The 26613-nt window shown below is 71.4% G+C and carries 31 protein-coding genes; 8 read left to right on the top strand and 23 right to left on the bottom strand.

Annotation, left to right across the window (positions count from 1 at the left end; translation table 11 throughout):
* Nucleotides 1–7 precede the first annotated feature (7 nt).
* Nucleotides 8–880, top strand: a complete 873-nt coding sequence (locus BCF33_RS00515; protein ID WP_146132756.1) for a hypothetical protein — start codon at nt 8–10, stop codon at nt 878–880.
* A 3-nt stretch (nt 881–883) separates the two neighbouring features.
* Here BCF33_RS00515 and BCF33_RS00520 read toward each other — a convergent pair whose 3' ends face one another.
* Nucleotides 884–1894 carry a hypothetical protein gene (locus BCF33_RS00520; RefSeq protein ID WP_146132757.1) on the bottom strand — a complete coding sequence of 337 codons (1011 nt, stop codon included), beginning with the start codon at nt 1892–1894 and terminating at the stop codon, nt 884–886.
* A gap of 170 nt (nt 1895–2064) precedes the next feature.
* On the opposite strand from BCF33_RS00520, the gene BCF33_RS00525 reads away from it, so the two are divergent.
* Nucleotides 2065–2706, top strand: a complete 642-nt coding sequence (locus BCF33_RS00525) for a sulfotransferase family 2 domain-containing protein (RefSeq protein WP_106159008.1) — start codon at nt 2065–2067, stop codon at nt 2704–2706.
* A gap of 195 nt (nt 2707–2901) precedes the next feature.
* Entirely contained in the window at nt 2902–3921 is a 1020-nt protein-coding gene (locus BCF33_RS00530; RefSeq protein WP_158259322.1) for a Hint domain-containing protein, read from the top strand.
* On the opposite strand, the gene BCF33_RS00535 is transcribed toward BCF33_RS00530, so the two are convergent.
* The 10 genes from BCF33_RS00535 to BCF33_RS00580 all read right to left on the bottom strand — a co-directional run bounded on the left by BCF33_RS00535 (nt 3903) and on the right by BCF33_RS00580 (nt 12316).
* Nucleotides 3903–6101: a 3-hydroxyacyl-CoA dehydrogenase NAD-binding domain-containing protein gene (locus BCF33_RS00535; protein ID WP_106159010.1), complete on the bottom strand. Its 2199-nt coding sequence runs from the start codon at nt 6099–6101 to the stop codon at nt 3903–3905. The two genes, BCF33_RS00530 and BCF33_RS00535, sit on opposite strands and share 19 nt — an antisense overlap.
* Entirely contained in the window at nt 6098–6562 is a 465-nt protein-coding gene (locus BCF33_RS00540) for a hypothetical protein (protein WP_106159011.1), read from the bottom strand. Before BCF33_RS00540 ends, BCF33_RS00535 begins: the two co-directional genes overlap by 4 nt.
* Nucleotides 6562–7773: an acetyl-CoA C-acetyltransferase gene (locus BCF33_RS00545; RefSeq protein WP_106159012.1), complete on the bottom strand. Its 1212-nt coding sequence runs from the start codon at nt 7771–7773 to the stop codon at nt 6562–6564. Before BCF33_RS00545 ends, BCF33_RS00540 begins: the two co-directional genes overlap by 1 nt.
* Nucleotides 7774–7785: 12 nt before the next feature.
* A complete protein-coding gene (locus BCF33_RS00550) occupies nt 7786–8124 on the bottom strand; it encodes a hypothetical protein (RefSeq protein WP_106159013.1) in 339 nt (112 codons plus the stop codon).
* On the bottom strand, nt 8121–8747 hold the full coding sequence (locus tag BCF33_RS00555; RefSeq protein WP_106159014.1) for a glutathione S-transferase family protein: 627 nt from the start codon (nt 8745–8747) through the stop codon (nt 8121–8123). The genes BCF33_RS00550 and BCF33_RS00555 overlap by 4 nt, the downstream gene beginning before the upstream one ends.
* A complete protein-coding gene (locus BCF33_RS00560; RefSeq protein WP_106159015.1) occupies nt 8744–9277 on the bottom strand; it encodes a hypothetical protein in 534 nt (177 codons plus the stop codon). Before BCF33_RS00560 ends, BCF33_RS00555 begins: the two co-directional genes overlap by 4 nt.
* A complete protein-coding gene (locus tag BCF33_RS00565; RefSeq protein ID WP_106159016.1) occupies nt 9274–9507 on the bottom strand; it encodes a hypothetical protein in 234 nt (77 codons plus the stop codon). The genes BCF33_RS00560 and BCF33_RS00565 overlap by 4 nt, the downstream gene beginning before the upstream one ends.
* A gap of 66 nt (nt 9508–9573) precedes the next feature.
* Nucleotides 9574–11349 carry an acyl-CoA dehydrogenase C-terminal domain-containing protein gene (locus BCF33_RS00570; RefSeq protein ID WP_106159017.1) on the bottom strand — a complete coding sequence of 592 codons (1776 nt, stop codon included), beginning with the start codon at nt 11347–11349 and terminating at the stop codon, nt 9574–9576.
* A 26-nt stretch (nt 11350–11375) separates the two neighbouring features.
* The gene (locus BCF33_RS00575) at nt 11376–11777 is read right to left on the bottom strand and encodes a MerR family transcriptional regulator (protein WP_106160129.1); all 402 of its coding nucleotides are present in this window, start codon (nt 11775–11777) and stop codon (nt 11376–11378) included.
* A gap of 170 nt (nt 11778–11947) precedes the next feature.
* The gene (locus BCF33_RS00580; RefSeq protein WP_106159018.1) at nt 11948–12316 is read right to left on the bottom strand and encodes a MerR family transcriptional regulator; all 369 of its coding nucleotides are present in this window, start codon (nt 12314–12316) and stop codon (nt 11948–11950) included.
* A 75-nt stretch (nt 12317–12391) separates the two neighbouring features.
* On the opposite strand from BCF33_RS00580, the gene BCF33_RS00585 reads away from it, so the two are divergent.
* From BCF33_RS00585 to BCF33_RS00595, 3 genes are read left to right on the top strand one after another with little or no spacing between them, the layout of a single operon-like run.
* A complete protein-coding gene (locus BCF33_RS00585; RefSeq protein ID WP_106159019.1) occupies nt 12392–12847 on the top strand; it encodes a PaaI family thioesterase in 456 nt (151 codons plus the stop codon).
* A complete protein-coding gene (locus tag BCF33_RS00590) occupies nt 12844–13347 on the top strand; it encodes a PaaI family thioesterase (RefSeq protein WP_245883672.1) in 504 nt (167 codons plus the stop codon). The genes BCF33_RS00585 and BCF33_RS00590 overlap by 4 nt, the downstream gene beginning before the upstream one ends.
* Nucleotides 13340–14659 (top strand): MATE family efflux transporter, encoded by a 1320-nt coding sequence (locus tag BCF33_RS00595; protein WP_106159020.1) that lies wholly within the window; start codon nt 13340–13342, stop codon nt 14657–14659. Before BCF33_RS00590 ends, BCF33_RS00595 begins: the two co-directional genes overlap by 8 nt.
* A gap of 6 nt (nt 14660–14665) precedes the next feature.
* On the opposite strand, the gene BCF33_RS00600 is transcribed toward BCF33_RS00595, so the two are convergent.
* The 4 genes from BCF33_RS00600 to BCF33_RS00615 form a co-directional block, all read right to left on the bottom strand.
* Nucleotides 14666–15514: an alpha/beta hydrolase fold domain-containing protein gene (locus BCF33_RS00600; protein WP_106159021.1), complete on the bottom strand. Its 849-nt coding sequence runs from the start codon at nt 15512–15514 to the stop codon at nt 14666–14668.
* 42 nt (nt 15515–15556) lie between these two features.
* Complete coding sequence (locus tag BCF33_RS00605; protein ID WP_106159022.1) at nt 15557–15808, bottom strand: hypothetical protein; 252 nt, start codon at nt 15806–15808, stop codon at nt 15557–15559.
* Nucleotides 15805–16866 (bottom strand): quinone-dependent dihydroorotate dehydrogenase, encoded by a 1062-nt coding sequence (locus BCF33_RS00610; protein ID WP_245883673.1) that lies wholly within the window; start codon nt 16864–16866, stop codon nt 15805–15807. The genes BCF33_RS00605 and BCF33_RS00610 overlap by 4 nt, the downstream gene beginning before the upstream one ends.
* A 65-nt stretch (nt 16867–16931) precedes the next feature.
* Nucleotides 16932–17270, bottom strand: coding sequence for a DUF952 domain-containing protein (locus tag BCF33_RS00615; RefSeq protein WP_106159024.1), 339 nt, complete (start codon nt 17268–17270; stop codon nt 16932–16934).
* Between the two features lie 119 nt (nt 17271–17389).
* Here BCF33_RS00615 and BCF33_RS00620 point away from each other — a divergent pair, with 119 nt between their 5' ends.
* Entirely contained in the window at nt 17390–18952 is a 1563-nt protein-coding gene (locus BCF33_RS00620) for a bifunctional metallophosphatase/5'-nucleotidase (protein ID WP_106159025.1), read from the top strand.
* Between the two features lie 52 nt (nt 18953–19004).
* Here the strand turns inward: BCF33_RS00620 and BCF33_RS00625 are convergent, their stop codons facing one another.
* Nucleotides 19005–19256 carry a hypothetical protein gene (locus tag BCF33_RS00625; protein WP_106159026.1) on the bottom strand — a complete coding sequence of 84 codons (252 nt, stop codon included), beginning with the start codon at nt 19254–19256 and terminating at the stop codon, nt 19005–19007.
* A gap of 134 nt (nt 19257–19390) precedes the next feature.
* Between BCF33_RS00625 and aroQ the strand changes: the two genes are divergently transcribed.
* Nucleotides 19391–19825, top strand: a complete 435-nt coding sequence (gene aroQ / locus BCF33_RS00630) for a type II 3-dehydroquinate dehydratase (RefSeq protein WP_106159027.1) — start codon at nt 19391–19393, stop codon at nt 19823–19825.
* Here the strand turns inward: aroQ and BCF33_RS00635 are convergent.
* The 7 genes from BCF33_RS00635 to BCF33_RS00665 form a co-directional block, all read right to left on the bottom strand.
* On the bottom strand, nt 19822–21030 hold the full coding sequence (locus BCF33_RS00635) for a glycerate kinase type-2 family protein (RefSeq protein ID WP_245883744.1): 1209 nt from the start codon (nt 21028–21030) through the stop codon (nt 19822–19824). The genes aroQ and BCF33_RS00635 overlap by 4 nt on opposite strands.
* Before the next feature lie 145 nt (nt 21031–21175).
* Nucleotides 21176–21622, bottom strand: a complete 447-nt coding sequence (gene dtd / locus BCF33_RS00640) for a D-aminoacyl-tRNA deacylase (RefSeq protein WP_106159029.1) — start codon at nt 21620–21622, stop codon at nt 21176–21178.
* A complete protein-coding gene (locus tag BCF33_RS00645; RefSeq protein WP_106159030.1) occupies nt 21619–22533 on the bottom strand; it encodes a carbohydrate kinase family protein in 915 nt (304 codons plus the stop codon). Before BCF33_RS00645 ends, dtd begins: the two co-directional genes overlap by 4 nt.
* Nucleotides 22534–22586: 53 nt before the next feature.
* The gene (locus BCF33_RS00650; protein WP_245883674.1) at nt 22587–23837 is read right to left on the bottom strand and encodes a TFIIB-type zinc ribbon-containing protein; all 1251 of its coding nucleotides are present in this window, start codon (nt 23835–23837) and stop codon (nt 22587–22589) included.
* A gap of 48 nt (nt 23838–23885) precedes the next feature.
* Nucleotides 23886–25016 carry an SPFH domain-containing protein gene (locus BCF33_RS00655; protein ID WP_106159031.1) on the bottom strand — a complete coding sequence of 377 codons (1131 nt, stop codon included), beginning with the start codon at nt 25014–25016 and terminating at the stop codon, nt 23886–23888.
* A 112-nt stretch (nt 25017–25128) separates the two neighbouring features.
* Nucleotides 25129–25656: a hypothetical protein gene (locus BCF33_RS00660; RefSeq protein WP_106159032.1), complete on the bottom strand. Its 528-nt coding sequence runs from the start codon at nt 25654–25656 to the stop codon at nt 25129–25131.
* A complete protein-coding gene (locus tag BCF33_RS00665) occupies nt 25653–26612 on the bottom strand; it encodes a DUF2927 domain-containing protein (protein ID WP_106159033.1) in 960 nt (319 codons plus the stop codon). The genes BCF33_RS00660 and BCF33_RS00665 overlap by 4 nt, the downstream gene beginning before the upstream one ends.
* Between the last annotated feature and the right edge of the window lies 1 nt (nt 26613).

A 26613-nucleotide genomic window follows, 5' to 3' on the forward strand; every position in this document is an offset into this window, starting at 1 on the left:
GGCATTCATGTTCCTGAATGGACGGATGCTGGCGGAGGAGCTTCGCATGGGCTGGAAGATGATCCTCGCCGTGGCGGCGCTCTGGGCGGGCGGTCTGTCGGCACTACCGGTCGCCGCCCAGGGTCTTCGCCTTGCCGGGCCGCCGGCCGAACTGCCTCCATCCAGCTTCGAAGGCCGTCAGTACATCGACAGCCGGGGCTGCATCTACGTGCGTGCGGGCTTCGAGGGCGCCGAAAGTTGGGTGCCCCGCGTCGGGCGCGACCGGCGGCAACTTTGCGGGGCGCGGCCGACCGTCTCGGATGCGGGGATGCAGGCCGTCGCGCCGGGCGCGGGCCTGCCCGCAGCAGGGCCGCTCCCCGATCCCGCCGCCTTGAGTGGAGGCTGCCTGGGCCCGGCGGGCGCCCATGCCCCGACACGGGGTTGCGGAGCCGTGGACGGCGCGGCGGCGCTGCCTGCCGCGCAGTATGACGCGGTGTCGGACGATATCCCCGTTGGCGACGAGCGCCTCGCTTCGGACGGCGCGATTCGCCGGGTGCTCGCCGGAACGGTGATCGCCGATACCTCGCGCGGTCCGATCCGGGTGCGGATCGGGGCGGAACGGGCCCTTGCCGGTGCGCAGCCCGTTGTCGTCCCCGGCGGGCTGGTCGTGCCCCGCATCGTCGCCCGCCCCGAAGCCGTCGCTCCGGTCGCCATCCCGCCCGGCTACCGCGCGGTCGCGTTCGATGACGGGCGCCTGAATCCCGACCGCGGCCCGCGAAGCATCGCCGGGTCCTTCGCGGCGCAGCTCACTTGGACGAACACGACGCCGCGGCGCCTGCGCTCGCCCCTTCGGTCCGAGCAGCTGACCCCTGCATATCGCCGCGTGCTGGCAGGGCACTGACGCCTAGCCTGCGCACATCTCCTGAAGGGCGACCCAGGTCTGGTCGTCGATGTCCGCAGGGGATGGCTCTTCCAGGGCGGTGCCGATCGCGGCGCGAAGGGCGTCGCCATCGGGTCCGGGAACGGTCTCGGCATAGATGGGGGCGAGGTGCGGCCGCGCGGCGAACGCGGCTTCCAGCGCTGCGGGTGCCAGCGCCGGCCGCGCGACACCTTCCATCATGCGCGCCGCCTCGGCTTCGACGACGGCTTCGGGCAGGCGAGAGGTCGACCAATAGCGCAAAAGCGCCCCGGGCCCCATCCGCTCCGCCATCTCGGCGGGTCGGGCATTGCCCCCGCGAACACGCGCGGCTTCAATCCGAGCGGCGAGGGCCTCGGCCGACGGCATCGTCCGCAGCAAGGCCTCGGGCACCATGGCGCCACCGTCCGGAAGAAGGACCGCATCGCCCGTCCCGTCTGCGAGCACCAGCAGCGCCTCGCCTCCACGCACCTCGCCCATGCGCGCGGCGAGGTCCCAGGCGCTCCGCAGGCGGGCGGGCGGCTCGCAGAGATCGCCCTGCGCCGCCAGCTCGCCCTTAAGGGCGTCGAAGGACGGCGTGCCGTCCCGCTCCGCGGCGGTCGCGCGGATGTCGTCACGCAGGCGCTCGGGCACGGCGGCCGCCAGCAGCGCCGCCATCACGACGGCCGCCCCCAGCGCGATCCAACGCCCCAGGCGCAGGCGGCGTGGCCGCCGGTTCAGCGCGGCGCGCAAACGAGCGATGGCCTGGACCATCTCCCGGTCCTCGATCTCCAACATCTCGCCGGCGCCGGGCGTCAGAAGCACGCGATCCTCCGCCTCCTCGACAGCTTCGACGGCAGGCAGCGACCAATGCGCGAGCGGTCGATCGGCCATGTCCTTCAGCACCAGGGACGACTCTCCGAGCGAGACGATCACCTCGCGCCGCTCCGCCCCGACGGCAGGACGCCATCGGGCCGTCGCCTCGAGCCGGGCATATTCGGCGATGGCGGTGCGGGTCACGCCTTTGGCCGCCTCCACCGCCCGAGGTAGCCCGCGGGGCCGAGGGGGGCATCGGCGGGTCGCCCTCGCGGCCCGGTCGCGTCGCGTATGCGCCTCATCGGCAGATCCTCCCGCATCCGTTGTCGCGCCGGGGCTCGGTTTCGACAAGGTGGGGCGGTATCAAAGACGCCATGCACATCAGCCCCGGGCGCAACTTCATCTTCGTCCACATTCCCAAGACGGGCGGCACCTCCATGTCGCTGGCGCTTGAGGATCGCGCGCAGGCCGCCGACATCCTCATCGGCGACACGCCCAAGGCGCGCCGCCGCGCCGGGCGCCATCGGGGCGTGCCCGCCGCCGGGCGATTATGGAAGCACTCGACCCTTCGGGACGTGCCCGGGCTGGTGGACCAGCGCTTCGTCGACGGAGCCTTCGTCTTCACCCTGATCCGCAACCCTTGGGACCGCCTTCTGAGCTGGCACGCGTGGCTGGGGCGGCAGTCCTTCGACCATCCCGCCGTGGCATCGGCCAAGACGCGCACCCTCGGGGACTTCCTGCGCGAGCCGTCGATCCGGGCGATGGTCGCGGCCAACCCCCCTTCGGCCTACGTCACGACCGCCCGGGGGGAGGAGCGCTGCGCCGCCTATGTCCGCCTCGAGCACTATCCACAGGACGTCGCGCCCATCGCCGAGCATCTGGGCTTCGTCCCCGAGATGCCCCATGCGAACCGATCCCATCATCCGGTCAGACAAGACGCCTACGACGACGCGACCCGCGCGCTGGTCGAGACGCTCTGTCCCGAGGAGATCGGCCGCTTCGGCTATCGGTTCTGACGTTTCGGCGATGGGTCGGCAGAGGCTTCCATGGCCTTCCAGAAAGGCGTGGCGGGGGCTGTCCTAGCCGGAGGACCTTCAAGAAGAATTGCGCCGAGCAGTAGAGAAGACATATTTCAGCCCCATCCTAGCCGCACGAGCTTCGCCGCCGCGCCATACGAGGCGTTACTTCCATCTCCACCTGAGGGTCCGCCCATGCCGAGCCAGTACGAAGTCCGCATCTTCGGCGCGTCGAATTTGACCAACGGGTCCGGCGCGCAGGCGTTCACGTCCGGGGCGACCAATGGCTCGACTAGGACGGGCACCTTCACGACCGGCTCCGACACGGGCCAGATCGTCACCATAGTGGACGACTTCAACACGACCGGCCCGAACCAAGGGGGCGACAGCCTGACCACCTTCGACGACGGCACGGGTGCGCGCCAAGCGCTGGGTGAGCCGGTGACGCTGACCTACGACCAGAACGGCACGACGGTCACGAAGACCTTCCCCCCCGGCAGCCAGGTCCAGGCCGAGTTCGTGACCGAGTTCTCCGACGGGACCGAGATCGTCGCGATCCGCATCCAGAACCCCGACGCCGGCCAGCCGGGCCAGCCGAACCTCGTCACCGCCGGCTATGCGGTGGTCGGCGGCGCGCCTCCGCCGGGCACGACGCTGGGCACGATCACGGGCAACACTGGCAACGGGACAACGCCGTATTCGGACCTGCCCTGCTTTACCCCAGATGTCTTGATCGACACGCCCTCTGGCCCCCGCCCGGTGGGCCTGCTGCGTCCGGGCGACATGGTGCTGACACGCGACGACGGCGCTTGCGAGGTGACGTGGACCGGTGCCCGCGACGTCTCCCTCGCCGAGATGGCGGCCGAACCCTCCCTCTGCCCCATCCGGTTGGCCTCGGGGCCAGTCCTTTCGCCGCTGCACCGCGTCCTGCAGATCGGCGGGGCGATCCCGCTCCTGACCGGCGAGGGCGAGGCGCTGATCGAGGCGCGCTGGCTGGGCCGGGCGTTCCGGCCCGCGGGCGGCGTGCGCTACGTCCACTTCGCCTGCGCCCGCCACCAGATCGTGCGCGCGGCCGGCCTCTGGGCAGAGACGCTGCTGCGCCCCGTGGGCCGCGATCCTCTCATGGCCGAGGCGAAGGGGGCCGCCCGGCATCCCGCGCGGCCCCTCTTGACGGGCTATGAGTCCCGCGTGCTGGCTCAGGCAGCCTTCGCGTAGGCGTCCCCGCCGCCGTAGCGGCCGTAGAACGTGTCCCCTGCCTCCGCGATCTCGCACAGCAGGGCAGGGCATGCGAAGCGCTCCCCGTGGTCGGCCGAAAGGCGGTCGCACAGCTCCGCCGCCCAGGGCGCGCCCACGATGTCCAGCCAGGAGAAGGGGCCGCCCGACCAGGGCGCGAAGCCCCAGCCGAGGATCGCGCCGACGTCGCCTTCGCGGATGTCCTCCAGCACGCCCTGCTCAAAGGCGCGCACGGCTTCGAGGACCTGCGCCATCAGGAGCCGGTGCTGAACGTCGTGGACGTAAGGCTGTTGGTCCGCGACCGGGTACTTCGCAGGCAGCTCGGACCAGAGGCCGGTGCGCTTGCCCTTCTCGTCGTAGTCGTAGAAGCCCGCATTGGACTTGCGGCCCAGCCGGCCTTCGTCCGCGAAGGCGAACAGCACCTCGTCCACGGCACCGTCGGGATAGGCATCGCCCATAGCGGCGCGGGTGGCCTTGGCGATCTTCACACCGAGGTCGATCGAGGTCTCGTCCACCAGCTGCAGCGGGCCCAGCGGCATTCCGACCAGCTTGGCGGCGTTCTCCACCAAGGCGGGCTCGACGCCTTCCGCAACCATGCGGATCCCTTCGTTGATGTAGGGGATGATGCAGCGGTTGGCGTAGAAGAACCGCGCGTCGTTCACGACGATCGGCGTCTTCCTGATCTGCCGCACGAAGTCGAGCGCCTTGGCCACCGCGACGTCGCCGGTGCGCTCGCCCTTGATGATCTCGACCAGCATCATCTTGTCGACGGGCGAGAAGAAGTGGATGCCGATGAACTTCTCGGGGCGCTCGGACGCCTTGGCCAGCTCGGTGATCGGCAGGGTCGACGTGTTGGTGGCGAAGATGCAGTCCGGGCCCACGACGGCTTCGACGGCCTTCGTCATCTCGGCCTTGACGGAGACATCCTCGAACACGGCCTCGACGATCAGATCGCAGCCATTCAGCGCTTCCAGGTCTGTGGTGGCGTGGATGCGGCCGAGCACCTCGCCCTTCTTCTCCTCCGTGACCTTCTTGCGGGCGATACCCTTGTCCAGGATGCCTTCCGAGTAGGACCTGCCCTTGTCCGCGGCCGCCTGCTCGCGGTCGATCAGGACGACCTCGATCCCCGTATTGGCGGCGACGTATCCGATGCCCGCGCCCATCATGCCCGCGCCCAGGACGCCGAGCTTGCGAACGGCCTGGTCCGGCACCTCGGGCCGGTTGGCGCCCTTCTCCAGCTTCTCCTTGTTGATGAAGAGCGACCGGATCATCGCCTCCGACGAGGGGTTCAGGAGGACGGAGGTGAACCAGCGCGCCTCGATCCTGATGGCTGCGTCGAAGGGAACCAGCGCGCCCTCGTAGACTGCCGAGAGCAACGCCTTAGCCGCCGGAAAGACGCCCTTCGTGCGCCCGTTCACCATGGCCGAGGCGCCGACGAAGGTCATGAAGCCCGCGGGATGGTAGGGCGCGCCGCCGGGCATCTTGTAGCCCTTTTCGTCCCAGGGCTTGACGATCTTCGGATCCGACAGGACCCACTCCTTCGCCGCCGCGACGGGGTCGTCCACCACCTCGTCGATCACTCCGGCGGCCTTGGCGCGCCGCGGGTCGTTCAGCTTTCCCTCGAGGAGGAGGGGCGAGGCCGCCATCGCGCCCATCTTGCGGACGAGGCGCGTGGTGCCGCCCATGCCGGGGAAGATGCCGACCATGATCTCGGGTAGGCCGATCTTCGCCTTGGGGTTGTCGGCGGCGAAGATGCGGTGGCAGGCCAGCGGGATCTCCAGCCCGATGCCCAGGGCGGTGCCGGGCAGGGCGGCCGCGATGGGCTTGCCGCCCTTGTTCGTCTTGGGCTCCATCCCCGCGCGCTCGATCTTCCGCAGGATCGCGTGCGAGCGCATCAGCCCGTCCATAAGCCCCTTCGCGGGGTCGTCCCCGGCGGACGCCTTCATCTTGGCGATGACGTTGAGGTCCATCCCCCCCGCGAAGCTGTCCTTGCCGGAGGTGATGACGACGCCCTTCACGGCATCGTCCCCCAGCGCGTCATCCACCAGCGCCTCCAACTCGTCCCAGCCCTCTAGGCTGAGGACGTTCATGGACTTGCCGGGCACGTCCCAAGTGATCACGGCGACCCCGTCGTCGCCCTTTTGCATGGTGAAGTCGGTCATCGTCTCTCCTCGGCCGCATCGGGGCGGCGCTTGGGTGTCGTTGGGTGGAAGAAGGTCAGCGCGGCTGGCGTCTCGGCGAGCAGCAGGCTCGCTCCGCGCCACAGCCCGACGGCGCAGCGCAGCGTCAGGCGGGCGAGGTACGGCTCGACCGCGTAGCCGCCGCGTCGGAAGATGCAGGTCCGGTGGACGCCGTCGATGCGATCGGGATTCGCCGGGTGGTACTCCGCCGCTTCCGCCATGCGTCGGTAGGACGTCGCGCCCAGATCGGCCATCCGGTCGCGGAATGCCTGCATGTCCCTGGCGACCTGCTCTGGGGTCATGAGCTGCGCCTCCCCCTCCGGCGCGGTCCGCAAGTGGGGATAGTCCATGGCGCGGGCGGCGTCCCCGAACCGGCCTTCCCAGACGAGGGCCGTGACCCGGTCCAGATGCGCCTGATAGATCGTGAGGGCGGAGGGACGCATCAGACCCTCTCGATCACCGTCGCCGCGCCCATGCCCGACGCGACGCAAAGCGTCGCGAGGCCGACTTCCTTGTCCGTGCGCTCCAATTCGTCGAGGAGGGTGCCGATGATGATCGCCCCCGTCGCCCCCAGGGGGTGGCCCATGGCGATGCCCCCGCCATTGGGATTCACCTTGTCCGGGTCCGCGTCGAAGGCTTGAAGGAAGCGCAGGACCACGGCGGCGAAGGCTTCGTTCACCTCCATCACGTCGAAGTCCGCTACGGTCATCCCCGTCTCGGCCAGCACCTTCTCGGTGACGGGCACCGGGCCGGTCAGCATGATCGTGGGATCGGTGCCGATCTTCGCCGTGTGCCGGATGCGTGCGCGAGGCTTCAGTCCCGCCGCCTCGCCGAAGGCCTTGTTGCCGATCAGGACCGCCGCCGCCCCGTCCACGATCCCGGAGGAGTTGCCGGCATGGTGGATGTGGTTCACCGACTCCAACTCCGGGTATTTCAGCAGCGCCACTTGATCGAAGCCGGGCATCACCTCGCCCATCTCCTTGAACGAGGGCTTCAGCGCGCCGAGCTTCTGCATGTCGGTGTCGGGGCGGATGAATTCGTCATGATCGAGGATCGGCACGCCGTTGCGGTCCTTGACCGTGACGACGGACTTGTCGAAGCGCCCTTCCTCCCAAGCCTTGGCGGCGCGCTTCTGGCTGTTCATCGCCAGCTCGTCCGCCTGGTCGCGCGTGATGCCGTAACGGGTCGCGATGATGTCGGCCGAGACGCCTTGCGGCACGAAATAGGTCTCCATCGCGATGGAGGGGTCGACCGCGATGGCCGCCCCGTCGCTGCCCATCGGCACGCGGCTCATCATTTCGACACCGCCTGCGACGTAGGCCTGGCCCGCGCCGCCGCGGACTTGGTTGGCGGCCATGTTCACGGCCTCCATCCCGGAGGCGCAGAACCGATTGACCGAGACGCCGGGCACCCGCTCGTCGTAGTCCGCAGCGAGGACGGCCGTCCGCGCGAGGCATCCGCCCTGCTCTCCGATCTGGGTGGCGTTGCCCCAGATCACGTCCTCCAGCTGCGCGGTGTCGAGATCGTTGCGGTCCCGGATCGCCTCCAGCGCGACGGCCGAGAGGCGGGCGGACGTGACCTCGTGCAGCGAGCCGTCGGCGCGGCCCTTGCCGCGCGGGGTGCGAACGGCGTCGTAGATATAGGCTTCTTCCACGGGGGAACTCCTTCAGGTGGGCGTCGCGGCCTGGGCCGAGAGCGACGAGATGACGAGGATGACAGCCGTGATCCCGGCGAGGATGCCGCCGATCAGGGCGGCGATGGCGAAGGGGCGGGCGGGCAGGTCCACCTGCCGGGACCGTCCGACGAACGCCCCTCCAAGAAGCGGGATCGCGAAGAGCAGCCCCCACCCGATCCCGAAGAGCGAGGCGACCGCCATGATCGCGGTGCCCCCGCCGATCAGCGCCAGCCGCAGCGCCTCGCTCGCCGCCGGGGCGGCGGCTAGGGCGACGGCGGCGAGCAGCACGGCGAGAAGGGCGTCGATCTGGACGAGGAGCGCGACCGTCACGGCAGCGCCCTTCGCATCAGGTCGTAGGGGTGGGCCCACCCGTCCAGCCCGGCGAGGCGATCGAGCCAAGCCGCCACGGCCGGATGGTCCTCGCGGGCCCAGCCGGTATCCTCCGGGTAGTAGAGATAGCCGCAGAGCGCGGTGTCCGCGACGGAGGGGCGGCCGAGCGCGAACCAGTCGTTCCCGGACAAATGCGCGTCCATCACCTTCAGGGCGGAGTTCAGGCGCATGGCCATGAACCCGTTCACCTCCGCAGACCGCCTCTCTTCGGGCAGGAAGTTGAGGTTGAACCGCAGCGGCCCCGCGACGCCCGACACCTTGTGGTTGTCGAACAGCATCCAGCGCAGCACCGCCCGGCGCTCGCCTGCGTCCGACCAGCCCAGCTTGCCGGACGTCTCCGCGGCCCAGTCCTGGATCACCCCCGACTGCGTCAGCACGCCGTCCGCGGTCTCCAGCACCGGCACCTCGCCCATCGGGTTCAGCGCGCGGTATTCCGGGCTGCGCGTGGCGCCCCGGAAGAAGTCGACATGGACCTCCTCCCAGTCGATTCCGCATAGGCGCAGCGTCAGGGCCGCCTTGTAGGCGTTCCCGCTCTCGCCGAAGCAGTGGAGGCGCGGCTTCACTCCAGCGCTTCCATCGTGCCGCCCGGGAACTCGACGCCGGCGAAATCAGGATAGACCGCCCGCAGCGCCTGCACCTGCGGCAGTTCGTCGATCCGGACGAGCCACCAGTCGTCGTTCGCCTCCAGCGCCAGGGTATGGGTCTCGGCGCGGACACGTCCGGCACCTTCTATGTCCATCACGGTCTCGGTCGGGATGAGCAGATAGGGACGGCCCGTGCTCGTCGCGCCTTCGGTCGCCGCGTCGAGGTCCATATCGAAGGACTCGATCTGCACCGTCGCGGCCACACCCTCCAGCGCCTCCGCCATCATCGTCTTCAGCGCGTCCGGCTCGAGGCCGACCTGCTCGGCCTGGTAGACGAAGACTTCCGGCGGAACGACCTCGGTCATTCCTTCGATGTCCCATTCGGTCGCGGCATCGCCGAGCGTCTCGATCCGCTCATCGATGGCGGCGCGATCGGCATCCGTGACGTCCTGCGCGGCGGCGGGAAGCGCCAGAAGGGCGCAGAGGGTGATGGGAACGTATCGGTTCATGGCATGTCCTTTCGGTGCTGGCGTCTCCCTACCTCCAACTCGCCGTCGAAGTGTCGCTGGCGAGTGGCCGGGTCCGTCTCGTCGATCGCGCCGGTCCAGTTCTCGAAGAGGAAGCCCGGCGCCTCGCCCTCGTCCAGGCCCGCCGCGCCGGCGAAGTCGCGGAGGCACCGGTCGGCATCCCCCGTCGTCGCAGCGTCGCAGCGGTGCGCCAGTCTGGAATGCTCGGGCAACCTTGCCCCCTTCCGGTCCTTCGTCGGAGCGGCAGGACGACTGTCGTCCTCCCGCCCCGAGGCCGATCAGAAATTCGCCGCGTCCAGCGTCATCACCGGCTCGGCGCCGGAGCGGATACGTGCGAGATGCGTGCCCGTGATCGGCAACTGGCGCGCCATGTAGTAGCGCCCCGTCTCCAGCTTGGCACGCAGGAAGTCGGCGTCGCCCTCGCCCGCGTCCAGCATCCGCTTCGCCGCCTTGGCCATGCGCGTCCACATCAGGCCGAGGCAGACCTGCCCGAAGAGGTGCATGAAGTCGTAGGAGCCCGAGAGAGCGTTGTCGGGGTTCTTCATCCCCTCCTCCATGAAGTACATGCCCGCCGCCTGGAGGTCCTTGGACGCGGCCTTGAGCGGGTCGAGGAACTGCGCCTTCAGCGCGGCGTCGTCCTCGCCGTCCTTGGCCTCGGCCTTCACCATCTCGAAGAAGGCCATGATGGTCTTGCCGCCGTTCAGTCCCAGCTTGCGCCCGACGAGGTCCAGCGACTGGATGCCGTTCGTGCCCTCGTAGATCATAGAGATCCGGGCGTCGCGCACGAACTGTTCCAGCCCCCATTCCTTCGTGAAGCCGCTGCCCCCCAGCGTCTGCTGCGCCAGCACGGTGGTCTCGAAGCCCTTGTCGGTCAGGAACCCCTTGATGACCGGCGTGAGGAGCGAGACCATCGCCTCGGCCTCCTCGTCGCCGCGTGCGGCGCGATCGATCATCGTGGCGCCCCAGAGCACCAGCGCCCGTCCCGCCTCCACGAAGCTCTTCTGGTCGAGGAGGTTCCGGCGCACGTCCGGGTGGACGATGATCGGGTCGGCCGGCCCGTCCGGGTTCTTCGCGCCCGTCACGTCGCGGCCCTGAAGCCGGTCCTGCGCGAAGCCCAGGGCGTTCTCGTAGGCCACGGCCCCCTGCGCGAGGCCCTGCATGCCCACGCCGAGGCGGGCCTCGTTCATCATGGTGAACATGGCGCGCATGCCCTTGTGCTCCTCGCCAAGGAGGAAGCCCGTCGCGCCGTCGTAGTTCATCACGCAGGTCGAGTTGCCGTGGATGCCCATCTTGGACTCGAGGCCTCCGCAGGACAGGCTGTTGCGCGCGCCAGGTGTGCCGTCCTCGTTTGGAAGGAACTTCGGCACGATGAACAGCGAGATGCCCTTCACCCCCTCGGGGCCGCCTGGGATCTTCGCCAGCACGAGGTGCACGATGTTGTCCGTCAGGTCGTGCTCGCCCGCCGAGATCCAGATCTTCTGGCCCGAGATGCGGTAGGTACCGTCCCCGGCGGGCTCGGCCTTCGTGCGGATGAGGCCGAGGTCCGTGCCGCAATGCGGCTCGGTCAGGTTCATGGTGCCGGACCACGACCCGTCCACCATGTGCGGAAGGTAGGTCGACTTCTGCTGCTCGGTGCCATGGGTCAGGATCGTCGCCATCGCGCCGTGGCTGAGGCCCTGGTACATGTTGAACGCCATGTTGGCCGAGACGAACATCTCGCCCGTGGCCGAGTAGACGATGTAGGGCAGGGCCTGGCCGCCGAACTCCTCTGGCATGTCGATCGACATCCAGCCGCCCTCGCGGACCTGCTCGTACGCCTCCTTGAAGCCCTTGGGCGTGCGCACGACGCCGTTCTCGAGGGTGCAGCCCTCCTCGTCGCCGACCGTGTTGAGGGGCTGCAGGACCTCCTCGGCCAGCTTCGCGGCCTCGCCGAGGATCGCCTCCGTGGTATCGCGGTCGAGGTCGTCATAGCCCTCGATGCCACTCTCGCCGACGTTGAGGACGTCGTGGAGGATGAACTGCATCTCGGCGAGGGGGGCGGTGTAGGTCGGCATCAAGGGCTCCCTTGGTTCTCGTCGGCTCAGGCCGCGTCGGTCTTGGAGCCGGGGCGCTTGGCGAGGAACGCCTCGCCCCGGTCGATGTGCTCGCGCAGGTCCGCGATCGCCTCGCCCAGCTCGATCTGCTGCGCCTCCATGGCGGCCAGCCGCTCGCGTCCGACGGCGACGGCCTCGCGGACCTGGACGGCGTTGGACGGATCGACCCCGTAGAGGTCGAGGAGCTGGCGGATCTGCTCGAGCGAGAAGCCGAACCGCTTGGCCTGCAGGATCAGCTGCAGGCGGGCGCGGTCGCGGCGGGTGAACAGGCGGCGCTGCCCCTCGCGGATGGGCGAGAGCAGCTCCTTGGATTCGTAGAAGCGGAGGGTGCGGGGCGTGACGTCATAGGCCTCGCACATCTCGCGTATCGTCATCACTTCGCTTGCCATGCGATGATCTCCGGGCATCGTGATGATCTTCGCGAAGACCATCGATGTATCGGAGGGCATGTCGCGGGCCATGCCCCCCGTTACAACTGACGTTGACGTTCGCGTAAGCGAAACGTCGCGTCACTGGGAATTCGGTCGGAAGGGCGGTCCGGCCCGCGCCGGCCGCCCTCTCAGAGCCTGGCCTTCACATCGTCCCGAAGCGCCTGCAACTCTTGCATGATCTCGCCCATCTGCCGCCTCTCCTCCTCCAGCTCGAGGAGCTTCCGGTCCGCGAGGGCGATCCACTCGCGCATCTGCGCCGCGTCGCCCTCCTCCTCGTAGACGCCGAGCCACTGGCGAATCTCCTCGAGGCCGAAGCCGAAGCGGCGGCCGCGAAGGATCAGCGTCATGCGAGCGACCTCGCGCGGGCCGTAGAACCGCGCGCGGCCCTCCCGCTCGGGCGAGAGGAGCTCGATGTATTCGTAGTAGCGCAGGGTCCGGGGGGTGACGTCGAATTTCTCGACCATCTCCTTGAAGGACAAGCGGACGGGTTCGGTCATGCGCGCAATATATGCATCCCGCCCCGGGCGGCGGAAGGGCTTGCGCGGACGTGCCGGGACGCGCAGGCATCGCGCATGGAAGAAGACGATCCCCGGATGCGGACCGCCCGCCAGTTCATCGACGCGATCCCCCATGCCTCGGCGTTGGGGATGACGGTCCGCGCGGTGGGGACGGGCCGCGTCGTGGTCGACATGCCCTGGGACGAGCGCCTGATCGGCGATCCGGCCCGCGGCGTGATCCATGGCGGCGCCGTCTCGGCCCTGATGGACACGACGGGCGGCGCCGCGGTGATCAGCCACGACGAAGCCCCCCTCGCCACCGCCACGCTCGGCCTGCGGATCGACTACATGCGCGCCGCCCGTCCCGGCGAGGCGATCCGCGCGGAGGCCGAGGTCTATCACATGACCCGCCACGTCGCCTTCGTGCGGGCCACCGCCACGGACGGCGGCGAGGGACCCGTCGCCACCGCCACGGGCACCTTCACCGTCGAGCGCGCGCCGGGCGGGACGCGCGGGAGCCGCGGATCGTGAAGCGGCCCGAGCCCGTCCAGGTCGTGAAGGAACGGCGCGACCGCGCCCTCGCCGCCCTCGTCGGGGGCATCCCCTACGTCCGCACCGTCGGCATCGCCTTCGAGCGGCGCGGCGACGAGCTGACCGCCCTGCTTCCCTTCCGGGAGGAGAACGTCGGAAACCCGGTCCTGCCCGCCCTTCACGGCGGTGTCACGGCCGCCTTCCTCGAGACGGCCGCCTTGATCGGGCTGGCCTGGGCCGCCCTCTGGGACGGGGTCGAGGGGGGCAGGATCGACGCCGCCTCCCTGACGCCCGACCGCCTGCCGCCCATGCCCAAGACCATCGACCTGACGATCGACTACCTGCGCGTGGGACTGCCGCGCGACGCCTACGCCCGCGCCCGCGTCACCCGCTCGGGCCGCCGCTACGCCAGCGTCTTCGTCGAGGCATGGCAAGACAACCGCGCCCGCCCCTTCGCCCAGGCGACTGGCCACTTCCTGATGCCGCCCCCTGATGGCTGAGACGACCCCGGTCACCCACCGCCGGGTTCTCGCCGTCGCGGGGCCGATCGTCCTCTCCAACGCCACCGTGCCCCTTCTGGGAATCGTGGACACCGCCGTGGTGGGCCGCCTGGGCGGCGCCGCGCCGATCGGGGCGGTGGGCACGGGCGCGATCCTCGTCACAGCGGCCCTCTGGATCTTCGGCTTCCTGCGCATGGGCACCGTGGGCCTTGCCGGGCAGGCCCTCGGAGAGGGCGACCGGGACGAGTTGTCGGCCATCCTCTCCCGCGCGCTCCTGATCGGCGGGGCGGGGGGCGCCGCGCTCGTCGTTCTCCAGTGGCCCATCTTCGAGGTCGCCCAGGCCCTCCAGCCCGCCACGGAGGAGGTCGAGCGGCTGGCCCGCACCTACATGAGCATCCGCATCTGGTCCGCCCCCGCGGCCATCGCGATCTACGGCCTTACCGGCTGGCTCATCGCGCAGGAGCGCACGCGCGCCGTCTTCGCCATCCAGGTCGGCCAGAACGGGGTGAACATCGCGCTCTCCTGGCTGCTGGGGCTCGGCTTCGGCTTCGGTGTCGCGGGGGTCGCGGCCGCCACGCTCGTCGCGGACGTCCTGGCAGCCGCGCTCGCCCTGTGGCTCTGCCGCGACGCCTTCGTGCGGCCGGCCTGGCGCGACCGGGCGCGGGTGCTGGACCCCGCCCGCCTGCGCCGCCTCGGGACGGTCTCATCGGATATCTTGATCCGCTCGCTCCTCCTTCAGGCGATCCTCCTTTCGTTCCTGTTCTACTGGTCCTCCTCGCTGGGCGAGGTGGCGCTGGCCGCGAACCAGGTCCTCCTCCAGTTCCTGTTTCTCACGGCCTACGGCATGGACGGCTTCGCCTTCGCCGCCGAGGCGCTGGTGGCGCAGGCCATGGGTGCGCGCGACCGGGCACGGCTGCGCCGGGCGGCGGTGCTGACGTCGATCTGGGGCGCCGTGACCGGTGCGGCGGCGGCCCTCGCCTTCGCGTTTCTCGGGGGGTGGATCGTCGACCTCCTGACCACCGTGCCCGAAGTCCGGGCCGAGGCGCGCCGCTATCTTCCCTGGATGGTGGCGACCCCGCTGGTGGGCTGCGCCGCCTGGATGCTGGACGGCATCTTCATCGGGGCGTCGCAGACGCGCGATATGCGGAACATGATGGCGGTGTCGGCCGCGATCTACTTCCTCGCTGCGCTGCCCCTCGTCGCCCTCTTCGGCAACCATGGCCTCTGGGCGGCCCTCCTCGTAGCCTTCGCCGCCCGCGGCGCGACCCTCGCCCTTCGCTATCCCCACCTCGAGGCCCGCGCGCTACGCTGACCTTTCTCAGCTAAGGAGCACGTCCCCGGCGGGGCGTCGCCCGGCCAGCATCCCGCGCAGCCAAGCCCCCATCCGGTCCAGCGCCGCACCCGCCGGGGGAAGGGCCTGAGGCCAGAGATGGGCCATGTGGAACGCCCCCGGCACCGTCTCCAGCCGCGTCTCGACCCCCGCCAGCCCCAGCCTGCGGGAGAGGAGGAGCGTATCGTCGAGCAGCACCTCGTCCAGCCCCACCGACAGGAAAGTCGGCGGCAGCACCCGGAGATCCGCGAGGAGCGGCGATTTCTCCGGGTCGTCGTCCCGGAGGCCGCCTAGGGCCATCTCGCCCAGGGCCCGGTCGCTCGCGTCGTCGTTCATCGCGTCGGCGTTCGCGTTCGCTTCTCGGGTTCGGCTCAGCCCCGTGCGGTCGGTGTTGGGCGACATCAGCGCCAGCGCCGCGACCCGCCCCCTGGCGGCGAGGGCGAGGTTCAGCGCCAGATGCCCCCCGGCGGAGATGCCGGCCACCGCGACGGATCCCTCCACGGCGTCCAGCGCCGCGCGCGCAGCGTCGAGCTGCGCGGGCCAGGGACGCTCCGGCGCGAGAGGGTAACGCGGCAGCACCACGCGCAGCCCCGCGGCGGCGAGGCGGGCGGCGGCGTGGCCATGGCTCTCCGGGCTGCCGAACACGTAGCCGCCCCCGTGGAAGAAGAGCACCTTAGGCCCCGATCCGAACGCGAGCCCGAAAGGGTGCGCCTCGCCCTTCGGCTGCGGGCCGGTGCGGTGGGGGAAGGCCTCGCGCATCGTCCGCGGGGTATCCCCCATGGGATGGGCTTCGATCAGGGCGAGGACGTCCTCGCGGCTGGTGGGTGTGCGGGACATGGCAGAAGGACGCACGGGGCCCCGCCGGCGTTCCCTCGGCAGCTACCGAAACGCGGCTTCCAGGTCGGCGACGGCCTCGCAGGCCGCCGCGCGGTCCCCGTCCCGCGCCAGCCGGTCCGCCACGTCCCGAAGCTCCGGCACCAGCGCGCCCGCCGCCTCGGGATCGGCAAGGGCGAGGGCCCGCGCCCGGGGGGCGATCGCGTCCAGCCGCTCGCGCAGCCGCGCGTCCGAGCATTCGTCGCCTCCACCGCAGCCCACGAGGACCGCGAGGGGAAGGGACAGGACGCGGATCACGGTCCGGGCCCATCCGCCAGGGCGGCGGCACGGCTGCCCCGCGCGTTCTCCAGCGTCGTGCCCCGCGCGAGGAGGAGGCGGTCCAATCCTTCGGGGATCCTCCGCGCGAGCGAGAGGCCGCCATAGACGAGCGCCGTGTAGAGCTGCACCGCCCCGGCCCCCGCCTCGATCCGCTCGAGTGCGTCCTCGGCCGTAGCGACGCCGCCGACGCCGACCAGCGGCATCGCGGGGTTCGCGCGGTGGAGCCGGGCCAGGGCGCGGGTGGCCATGCGCCGGAGTGGCGCGCCGGAGAGGCCGCCCGCCTCTCCCGCGAGGGGGCTGCCGAGCCCGCCGCGCGACAGGGTGGTGTTCGTCGCCACGATGCCGTCGATCCCGGCTTCTGCAGCGGTGCGGGCGATCCGGTCCAGCCCGGCGTCCGAGAGGTCGGGCGCGATCTTCAGGAAGACCTTCGCCCCCCCGGGCCCGCGCGCGTCCATCACCGCCGCAAGAAGCGCGCGCAGCGCCTCCTCCCCCTGCAGGTCGCGTAGGGACTCGGTGTTGGGCGAGGAGACGTTGACCGTCACGAAGTTCGCCGCCCCGCCCGTCGCGTTCAGGACGGCGACGTAATCGGCGGCGCGATCCGGGCTGTCCTTGTTCGCGCCGAGGTTCAGGCCGACCGGAATCCCCTCGGGGCGGCCGCGCAGGCGCGGGGCGATGGCCTCGATCCCCTCGTTGTTGAAGCCGAAGCGGTTGATGACGGCGCGGTCCTCCGGCAGCCGGAAGAGGCGGGGGCGGGGGTTGCCCGGCTGGGGCCGGGGGGTGGCCGCGCCGACCTCGAGGAAGCCGAAGCCCGACCGCATCAGCGGCGCGAGCGCGACGGCGTTCTTGTCGTAGCCCGCCGCGAGCCCGACCGGGTTCGGCAGCGCGATCCCCGCCAGCGTCGTGCGGAGGCGATCGGACGTGACCGGCCCGGCCCGCGTTCCGGGAACGAGGCCGGTGCGCAGCGCCCGCAGCGACAGGTCGTGCGCCCGCTCGGGATCGAGGCGGCGCAGCGTGGAAAGTGCGGCGGCCTCGATCACCGCGGGCCGTCCCCGCAGCGCAGGCGGGAGATGTCGGGAAGATGGCGGGTCGGCAAATCGTCGGCTCAATCGATGCCTTCGGGGAACCCGTGCCCCTCCGGCCCGAGGGGGAGGGGCTGCGCCCATTCCACGTCCGAAAGGCGCAGCTCGCGGTAGAGGTGGGGGAAGTCGGCGCCGCCGCGCGATGCTTCCCACCGGAGGTCGGCGCCAAGGCGGTCCGATGGGACGCTCAGCAGGAAGAGGTCCTCCGCCCCTGCGAAGTGGCGCGCGGCGGTCTCGCGCAGCTGTGCGGCGGTCGAGAGGTGGACGAAGCCATCCGCGAGATCGACCGGCGCGCCCGCGAGGCGGCCTTCCCGGCGCAGCGCGGCCCACTCTTCACGGCGGAGGATCTTGAAGACGTCCATGCCGGAGGGGTTAGGCATTCGGGGGCCGGGGTGCAAACGGCGCCGGACGATCGACTTGCTGGACAGGCCCGCCGCCGCGTCGCAGGCTGCGCGCATCGCCAACAGGGGGCCTTACGCACATGACCCGATTTCTCGCTACCACCGCTCTCGTCCTGACGGCGGGCGCGGCCACCGCCGAGACGCAGATCACCATCCTTCACACGAACGACTTCCACGACCGGTTCGAGCCTATCAACCGGTTCGACTCGACCTGCCCGGCTGAGGACAACGACGCCGGCGAGTGCTTCGGCGGGATCCCCCGGATGATCACCGCGATCGAGGACGCACGCGAGCGGTCCGACGCCCCGGTGATCCTTCTGGACGCGGGCGACCAGTTCCAGGGGTCGCTCTTCTACACGCAGTACGGCGGCGACCTCGCGGCCGAGTTTATGAACCAGCTCGGCTACGACGCGATGGCCGTCGGCAACCACGAGTTCGACGACGGGCCGGAGGGCCTGTCCGAGTTCCTTGATCAGGTTGAGTTCCCCGTCCTCAGCGCCAATATCGACGTCAGCCGGAACGACACGCTTGCGGACAAGGTGGGCAAGTCCGTCGTCCTCGACGTGGACGGCGCACGGATCGGCGTCGTGTCGGTCCTGGCCGAGGACACGCCCGAGACCTCATCGCCCGGGGCGGACGTGATCTTCTCGTCCATGGTGGACGCGGCGCAGGCCGAGGTGGACGCGCTGACCGAGGACGGGGTGAACAAGATCGTCCTCCTGACCCATGTGGGCCTGCCCGCCGACCGCCGGCTCGCCGAAGAGGTGACGGATGTCGACCTCATCATCGGCGGTCACTCGCACACCCTGCTGTCCAACACGGACGAGGACGCCGAAGGGCCTTACCCGACCGAGGTGAACGGCGTGCCGATCTTCCAGGCCTACGCCTATGGCAAGTATCTCGGCGAGATCGACGTGACCTTCGACGACGACGGCAACGTCACCGACGTCTCGGGCGACCCGATCCTGCTGGATGCCTCGGTCGCCGAGGACGAGGAGGCCGTCGCCCGCGTTGAGGAGCTGGCCGCCCCCCTCGAGGAGCTGCGCCAGATGCCCGTGGGCGAGGCCGCGGACGCCATCGAGGGCAGCCGCGAGGTCTGCCGTTCGCAGGAGTGCCCGATGGGCAACCTCGTGGCGGACGCGATGCTGGACCGCGTGGCCGACCAGGGCGCGCAGATCGCCATCCAGAACGGCGGCGGCGTGCGCGCTTCCATCGACGGCGGCGAGGTCACGATGGGCGAGGTGCTGACCGTGCTGCCCTTCCAGAACACCCTCTCGACCTTCGAGGTGACCGGCCAGGACGTGATCGACGCGCTCGAGAATGGCGTGAGCCAGTTCGAGGAAGGCGCCGGCCGCTTCCCGCAGGTCGCGGGGATGAGCTTCTCCGCCGACGTCTCGAAGGAGGCGGGAAGCCGGATCGGCGACGTCATGGTCGGCGGCGAGCCCATCGACCCCGATGCGACCTATCTCGCGGTGTCGAACAACTACGTCCGCAACGGCGGCGACGGCTACGCGATGTTCGAGGACGCGGCGAACGCCTACGACTTCGGCCCGGACCTCGCCGACGTGGTGGCCGAGTACCTGGGCGGGCAGGGCGCCTACGAGCCCTACACCGACGGCCGGATCACCATCACCGGGAACTGATCCCGCGAGAGCTGGGACGCGGGGGCGGTCCTTCGGGGCCGCCCTTCGTCGTTCAGCCCCCGCACGCGGCCCCCTGGAGGGCCGCGAACGGGCGCTCTGCCGCCGGTGCGCGAGGTCCTGCGACGGCCTTGAGGGCAGCGAGGCGGCGGGGGTCGGCCGCATCGAACGGGCAGAAGGGCGCTACGGCGACGTCTTCCAGCGTTAGGGGGGCAGCGGGCAGGACCTCGCGCTCGGCCTCCTCCGCGACGAGGGGCGCGGCGGCGGCGAAGGCCGCGGCGGCAAGGGTGACGATGCGGCGCTGCATGGGCTCCTCCGGTGTCGAAGGGCCAACCGGCCCGCCCGGCCGGGGTTCCAAGCTGCGCGTCCGTTGCATCAGCCGGGGCAAGGCGTTGCGCGCGGCGCTTGCCAGGGGGACGGGCGTGCGCTGTGATGAGGCCCATGGCGACGATCCTGATGCTGAACGGGCCGAACCTCGGATTGCTGGGACTTCGGGAACCGGCGATCTACGGGCACGACACGCTGGAGGATGTTGAGGCGGCCTGCCGCGACGCGCTGCAGGGCACAGGCCACGAGCTCGACGCCTTCCAGACCGACCACGAGGGCGCGATGCTCGAGCGCGTGCACGCCGCGCGTCAGGATGCGGATGCCGTCGTGATCAACGCGGGGGCATGGACGCACACCTCCATCGCGCTGCTCGACGCGCTCTCGGCCTTCGAGGGGCCCGTGGTGGAGGTCCATATCTCGCAGGTTCACCGGCGCGAGGCGTTCCGCCACCATTCCTACGTCTCGGCCCGGGCGGACGCGGTGATCGTGGGCTGCGGGGTGCAGGGTTATGAGTTCGCGGTGCTGCGGGTGGCGCGGCTGCTGGACTAGCGGTCGACCAGGATCGCGCGGAAGTCGTTCACGTTCGTCAACGTGGGGCCGGTGACCACTTGGCCACGGGCGCGCCCGAAGAAGCCATGCGCGTCGTGCTGCGCCAGCGCTTCGGCCCCGCCGTCCAGCGGGGTGCCCGGACCGATCAGGGCGCCCGCCACCTCGGACGCGCCGTCCACGCCGTCCGTGTCGCACGCGATGGCATGGATGCCGGGCGCGCCCTCCAGCGCGAGGGCAAGGGCCAGCGCGTATTCCGCATTTGGCCCGCCGGTCCCGCTCGCGTCCGGCGAGCGGGTCACGGTCAGCTCGCCCCCCGAGAGGATCAGCGCCGGCCCTTCGGTCCGGCGGGCGAGGGCAGCATGCTCGCGGGCGACAGCTTGCGCCTCGCCCTCCAACTCCCCCAGATCGAGGATCTTCAGCCCCGCCTCCTCCGCCAGCCTGCGGGCCACGAGGAGGGAGCGGGAGGGGGCGATCGCGACGCGGGTCTCGGCGCGGGCGAGGCGGGGGTCGTCGTCGGCGAGCGCGTTCTGCGCCCCGAGGAGAAGGGGGCGCACGTCGGCCGGCAGACGCGGCGCGAGCGAGGGAAGCATTCCCGCCGGCGCACGGCCGCCCGCCGTGGGGCCAGAGCCGATGAGGACGGGATCGTCCCCCCGCACGTCCGAGATGGCCAGCGTCAGGGTCCGGGCGGGAAAGGCCGCGGCGGCCACCGCGCCGCCCTTCGCCCCGTCGAGCTGCCTGCGGACCCGGTTCATCGCCCCGATCGGCAGACCCGAGGTGAGGAGCGCCTCGTTCACCGCGATCATGTCCCGAAGCGTGAGCGGCGCGCGCGGCGCCGTCAGCAAGGCCGACGCCCCGCCGGAGACGAGGAAGAGGAGGAGGTCGCCTTCGCCGAGGCCTGCCGCGAGGGCGAGAATGCGGCGCGTGGCCGCCTCGCCCGCCGCGTCGGGGACGGGATGGGCGGCTTCCACGCATTCGATGCCGCGAAGAGGCCTTCCGTAGCCGTAGCGGGCGATCACCAGGCCCTCGCACGGCCCCCACTCCGCCTCGACCGCCTCGGCCATGCGGGCGGCGGCCTTCCCCGCACCCAGGACGAGGGTCCGGCCCGGCGGCCGCTTCGGCAGGTGGGGTCCGAGCGCGCGCATGGGGTCCGCAGCGGCGACGGCGGCGTCGAAGAGGCCGCGCAGGAAACGGCGGGGGTCGGGGATCACCGGCACCGTCCAGCTTCGTCCGGGGCAGACCTTGATCTTCCGCTGGCAGGGCCGGGCGCTGCGGGGGGGACGGGAAGGGGCGCGAAACCCGTCTGTCCCGGCCGCGAGTGCTGCGGGACCGGGCATGTACGGGCGGCCCCGGTCACGGCGCCGCGTCGTCGAGCCAGATCGTCACCGGCCCGTCGTTGACGAGCGAGACCTTCATGTCCGCCCCGAAACGTCCGGTCGCGACCGGCAGGCCGAGGTTTCGGATCGCGGCGGCGAGGCGGTCCATGGCTTTCGACGCCTCCTCGGGCGGGGCGGCCGCAGAGAAGCCGGGGCGGTTCCCGCGCGCCGTGTCGGCCGCGAGCGTGAACTGCGAGACGACGAGGATCGCGCCCTTCGCGTCGAGCACGGAGCGGTTCATCCGCGCCTCCGCGTCGCGGAACACGCGCAGCTTGGCGATCCTGCCGGCCATCCGCTCGGGGGCGTCCGGGGCATCCCCCCGCATGGCGCAGGCCAGCACCAGAAGGCCCTCGCCGATCTCCCCGATGACGGCGCCGCCCACTTCGACCCGCGCCTCCGAGACGCGCTGGAGGAGGGCCCTCACAGCTCGTCCCTCCAGGGCGGGTTCGCGCCCGCGCGCGAGACCGTGACCGCGGCGGCCACCGCCCCGAGGGAGAGGGCGGCGCGCACGTCGTCCGCCGAGAGGCCGGGCAGCCCCGGGGCAAGGAGGCCCGCCTCCGACAGGGCGACGAGGACGCCTGCGTTGAACGTGTCGCCCGCGCCGACCGTGTCCACGACCTCGGCCCGTGCGGCCGGAACCTGGACGGGATCGCCCGCCCAATGCCCCGTCGCGCCCTTCGCGCCTTCCGTCACGCAGACGAGGGCCGGGCCCTTGGCGCGCATCGCCCCCGCCGCGCGGCCCATGTCGCGCTCGCCCGTCAGCCAGCGCAGGTCCTCGTCCGAGACCTTGACTACGTCCGCGGCCGCCAGCATCCGGTCCATCCGCGCGCGGAACGCCCCCTCGTCCGCGACGAAGGACGTGCGGACGTTGGGGTCGATCATCCGCGCGACGCCCCCCGAGCGGAGGAACAGCGCCTCGTAGGCCGTCCCGCACGGCTCGACCGGCAGGGAGATGCCGCCGCAGAAGAGGGCGGCGGCCCCGTCCGGCAGGTCCGGCATGTCTTCGGGGGAGAGCATGCGCCCGGCGGTGTTCTCGTCGTAGAACGCATAGGCGGCGTGGCCGTCCTGCAGCGTCACGAAGGCCAGCGTCGTCGGGCGGCCCGACCGCACGGCGGCGGAGCGATCGACGCCAGATCCGTCCAAGTGGTCCGTCAGAACCTTCCCGAAGAGGTCAGTGGAGAGGCCCGACACGAACCCCGTGCGCGCGCCGAGCCGGGCGGCGGCGACGGCCGTGTTCATGACCGATCCGCCCGGATGGGGCGCGAAGGCGGTGCCGCCGTCCGGCAGGTCGCGCGGCAGCATGTCGATCAGGGCCTCGCCGGCGCAGACGATCATGGTCGGTCCTCCTCGGGCGGTTGTTGCGAAAGGGATGCGTGGGGGCAACGCCCTCAGTCGAGGTCGAGGACCGGCGTGCCTAGCGGGCTGCCTCCCGTGGCGGGCGGCGCGCCGCCGGCGGGCCGGACGGGCTCGACCGGGACGAGGGTCGGGCCGCCGCCGAACGTGTCGAAGACAGCCCCGCCCGTCTGCGCGATGTCGTAGAGGTAGAACGCCGCCGCAGCGAGGATCACCGCGCCGATCACCGCGAAGGCGATCTTCCAGGGCGAGTAGGGCCGCTCGCCCCGGACGGCGCCGGACTGCCCGTTCACCACGAAGCGCCAGGACCTGCCGCCATAGCGGTAGGCCGCGATCCAGAGCGGCAGGAGGATGTGCTTGAACGTCTCGTCCTCGTAGCGGGTCTCCTTGGCGGTGATGCGCTGCACGTCGCCGCCGATGTCGCGGCGGATGGCGGCGTCGATCCCCGGCTGCATCCGGGTCTGCGCCCCGGTCCAGCCCTCGCGAATCCCGACCGTGTACGCCTCCGCCCGGAAGCCGGCCAGCGCGGCGGGGCGGTAGGGATCGAGGCGCTTCAGCTCCCAAGGGTGGAGGCCCTCGCGCAGATGCTCGGGCAGGGATGTCGAGGCCGGCACCAGCACGTCGTCGAACCGGACCCGCACCGTGCCGGAGGCGGGGTACCAATCCGTGCGGATGCGGGTGGCGGTCTTGCCGTTCGCGGTGCGGTAGCTCTCCGTCCGGTGGATGCCGCGCTGGCCGGCGTAGCGGGTCGTGGTGGCGGCGTCGAAGGTCCAGTGCGGTGCGTAGACCCCCTGCATCGGCCGGGTGTTGCGGGCGTATTTCCGCAGGGCGTTGGGGGCGAACCAGAGGCCGCGCAGCCACCGCCGCATGGCACCGCGCGCGTCCTTCTCGGTCAGGAGGAACGGCAGGAGGCCTGCGGGCTTCACGTGCCGGTCGGGGGCCGCGTCGGCGGCCACGACGGGCGTGTCGCAATAGGGGCAGGTGGCGGCGGTGACGCCGGGGTCCATCTCGGTCCGGGCGCCGCAGTTGGGACAGGCGACGACGCGCGTGGTCTCGGTGACGGCCTCAGCCGCGGCCCCGCCGCGCGCGAGGCCCTCGGCGAGGTCGATCTCGTGCATGGCGAGGGCGCGCGCGGCCCCGTCCGGCGGCGGCAGGGGCTCGGCGTTGCCGCAATGATCGCAGAGAAGCCCCTGCGAGGCGGGATCGAACCGCATGTCCCCCCCGCAGGCCGGGCAGGGAAAGCGGTGATCCTGGATCGGCGTAGGCGGAAGCGGCAGGTCGTCCATGGGTGGCGTCCTAGCCGTGCCGGGCGGAATGGCCAAAGGGGCGCCCCGTCATCCCTGCGGCGGCGGTGGCGGCGGCGGCATCACGGTGAAGAGCTGGGCGAGCTCGTCGACCTCGCCGGCGCGTTGCCAGCCATCCTGCCCGGCCGTCCAGACGAGCGTGTCGCGCGTCAGGGCGCCCTCCGCCGCCATCCGGCCCATCCTGGCCTTCGAGAAGGGCCCCTCCGTCCGCCCGTCTTCCGCGATGTGCCAGACATGCTCGACAGGCGGAGGCGGCGGGGCTGGCGCCGCCTCGACGGGGCGGGGGCCCCAGGGCCCGGGTTGCTGGCCGCCCGTCATCATGCCGCCCATCGCCATGCCCAGGCCCGCGCCGATCCCCGCGCCCATTCCGCCGCCGGCGGAGCCTTGGTTCTGCGCGGCCGCCGTCATCGCCTCGGCGGCGGAGTATTGGGAGAACTTGTTCAGATCCCCCGCGATCCCGACGGAGGTGCGCTTGTCGAGCGCCGCCTCGACCGCCGGGGGCAGCGAGATGTTCTCGATGTAGAGCTCGGGCAGCTCGAGGCCGTAGCCGCGGATCGTCTCCGAGATCGCCTTGGCGAGAAGCCCCCCCATCTCCTGCGTGTTGGCGGCCATGTCGAGCACCGCGATGCCCGAGCCGGCGACGATGCGCGAGAAGGCCTGCACGATCACGTTGCGGATCTGGAAGGTGATCTCATGGGTCGTGAACTCGCCGTCCGTGCCGACGATCTCCTGCATGAAGAGGCCGGGGTCGGTCACGCGCACCGCGTAGGTGCCGAAGGCGCGGATGCGGACGGGCCCGAACTCGGGGTCGCGCATCATGATCGGGTTCTTCGTGCCCCATTTCTGGTCGGTGAACCGGCGGGTGGCGACAAAGTAGATCTCGGACTTGAAGGGCGACTGGAAGCCGTGGTCCCAGTGCTGCAGCGTCGTCATCACCGGCATGTTGTTCGTCTCGAGCATGTAGAGCCCGGGCTTGAACACGTCCGCGAGCTGCCCCTCGTGGACGAAGACCGCCGCCTGCCCCTCGCGGACGGTCAGCTTGGCGCCGTACTTGATGGCATGACCCTGTCGCTCGAAGCGGTGGACCATCGTGTCGCGCGTGTCGTCCGTCCAGTGGATGACGTCGATCAGCTCGCCCTTGAGGAAGTCGAAGATGGGCATGGGTTCCTCCGGGATCAGGACGCGGTGACAGCGCAGGGCGGCGGCAGGTGCCAGTCCTCCCCGTCCGTCATGAACTGGGCATAGAGGGCCACCATGTCACCCTCCGCGTCAATCAGGCTGGCCAACGGATAGCCGCCGTCACCCCAGCCGCTGCCCGAAAAGGGGAAGGCCGACGTCCCGGGCAGGTCGACGAGGAACGGCCCGGGGTAGAGCGTCTCGATCTGCGCGGCGTAGAGGTCCCCTGGTCGTCGGCATGGCGTTCGAGGCCCTCGACGTCCTTGGGCGTGGCGAAGGCGGCGAGGCCGGTGTCCACGCCGATCGTGCTGAGGTCCTCGCCGCCGACCGGCGCGGCGTCCGACCAGACGAGCATCATAGCCGAGGTGCGCGCCCCGCTCTCCAAGTTGCGAAGGCCGAACACCCCCCGGGCAGGGCGGTCCGGCACGGGGATCGGGTCGTGGACGCTGCCCAGCAAGGTCAGCGGGTCGATGGCGAGGACCGTGCCGCCGAGCGGATGCCAAATGCCGGCCTTAACCACCTCGTCGGCCGGGCTCGAACCCGCCCGAATCCATGCCAGCGCCCCCGGCTCGGCCTTCGCCGCGGCCGGCAGCGCGACGAGGAAGAGCGCCGCGAGAAGCCTCACGACGGCCCCGGCCCCGCCAGCAGCTCCTCGGCGATGCCCCGCACGACGGGGCGCGCCTCCGCCGCGCCCATGCCGGGGCGCAGGCGGGGGTCGTAGAGGATCCGCAGCAGAAGCTCGTCGTGCTCGGTCAACAGGCCGAACTCCTCGTCGTCGTTGAAGATCGAGGGGCGCGCGGCGGGGCTGTCGTTCGCGAGGCCGAGGCCCTGCGCCACCTCCTCGTGGATGCAGCCCCGGAAGAGCAGGTCGGGATGCTCGGCGCGGATCACGGCGACGGCCTGGGTGTAGGTCTCCGCCCCGGGCGGCGTGAAGGCCAGCACGAGGCAGTTGATCGACCCGGGCATGTTCGTGACCGTCCGCACCGCGCCGGCCGAGATGCCGGGCACCAGCTCGCGCAGGAGGGGCGCGGCGGCGCGGCGGCCCGGCTCGGTCAGGACGAGGACGTGGAAGTTGGGCGGGGTGCCGAGGCCGACGGGATGGCGCGTCGCCTCCGAGAGGCGCCGGGCGTAGGCGGTCAGCTCGCGCTCGGCCAGCGCGCGCCGCGACGTCGGCACGCGCGCGTCGAAGCGCAGCGCGAGGCGCACCGGCGCGGCGAAGCGGCGCAGGGGCGACGGCGTGGCCCGCTGCCGCGAGGCGGAGTCGTACTCGTCGAAGAGGGCGACGCGGACGAAGCTCTCGGTCAGGTCGCGGGCGTCGAACGGGGCGTCGGAGGGCGCGCGCTCGGTCCGGAGAAGGCCGCGCGCGAGAAGGCTCCGCTGAAGGCCGGCGTAGTAGCGCGTCGTCTCCTCCACGAGCCGGTCGCCCCGAGCATCGGGCGAGGGCGACGTCTCGGGCGCGGCGGTGGGGGGAGGCGGCGGCGGCGGGGGCGGGGCGGCCTCCGGCACGGGGACGCAGCCGGAGAGAGCGGCGCCCACCAGCGCCGCGCCCGCCCACGCCTTGATGCCGGCCGTGCCCCCCATC

This window comes from Hasllibacter halocynthiae, assembly GCF_003003095.1.
GTDB lineage: Bacteria > Pseudomonadota > Alphaproteobacteria > Rhodobacterales > Rhodobacteraceae > Hasllibacter > Hasllibacter halocynthiae.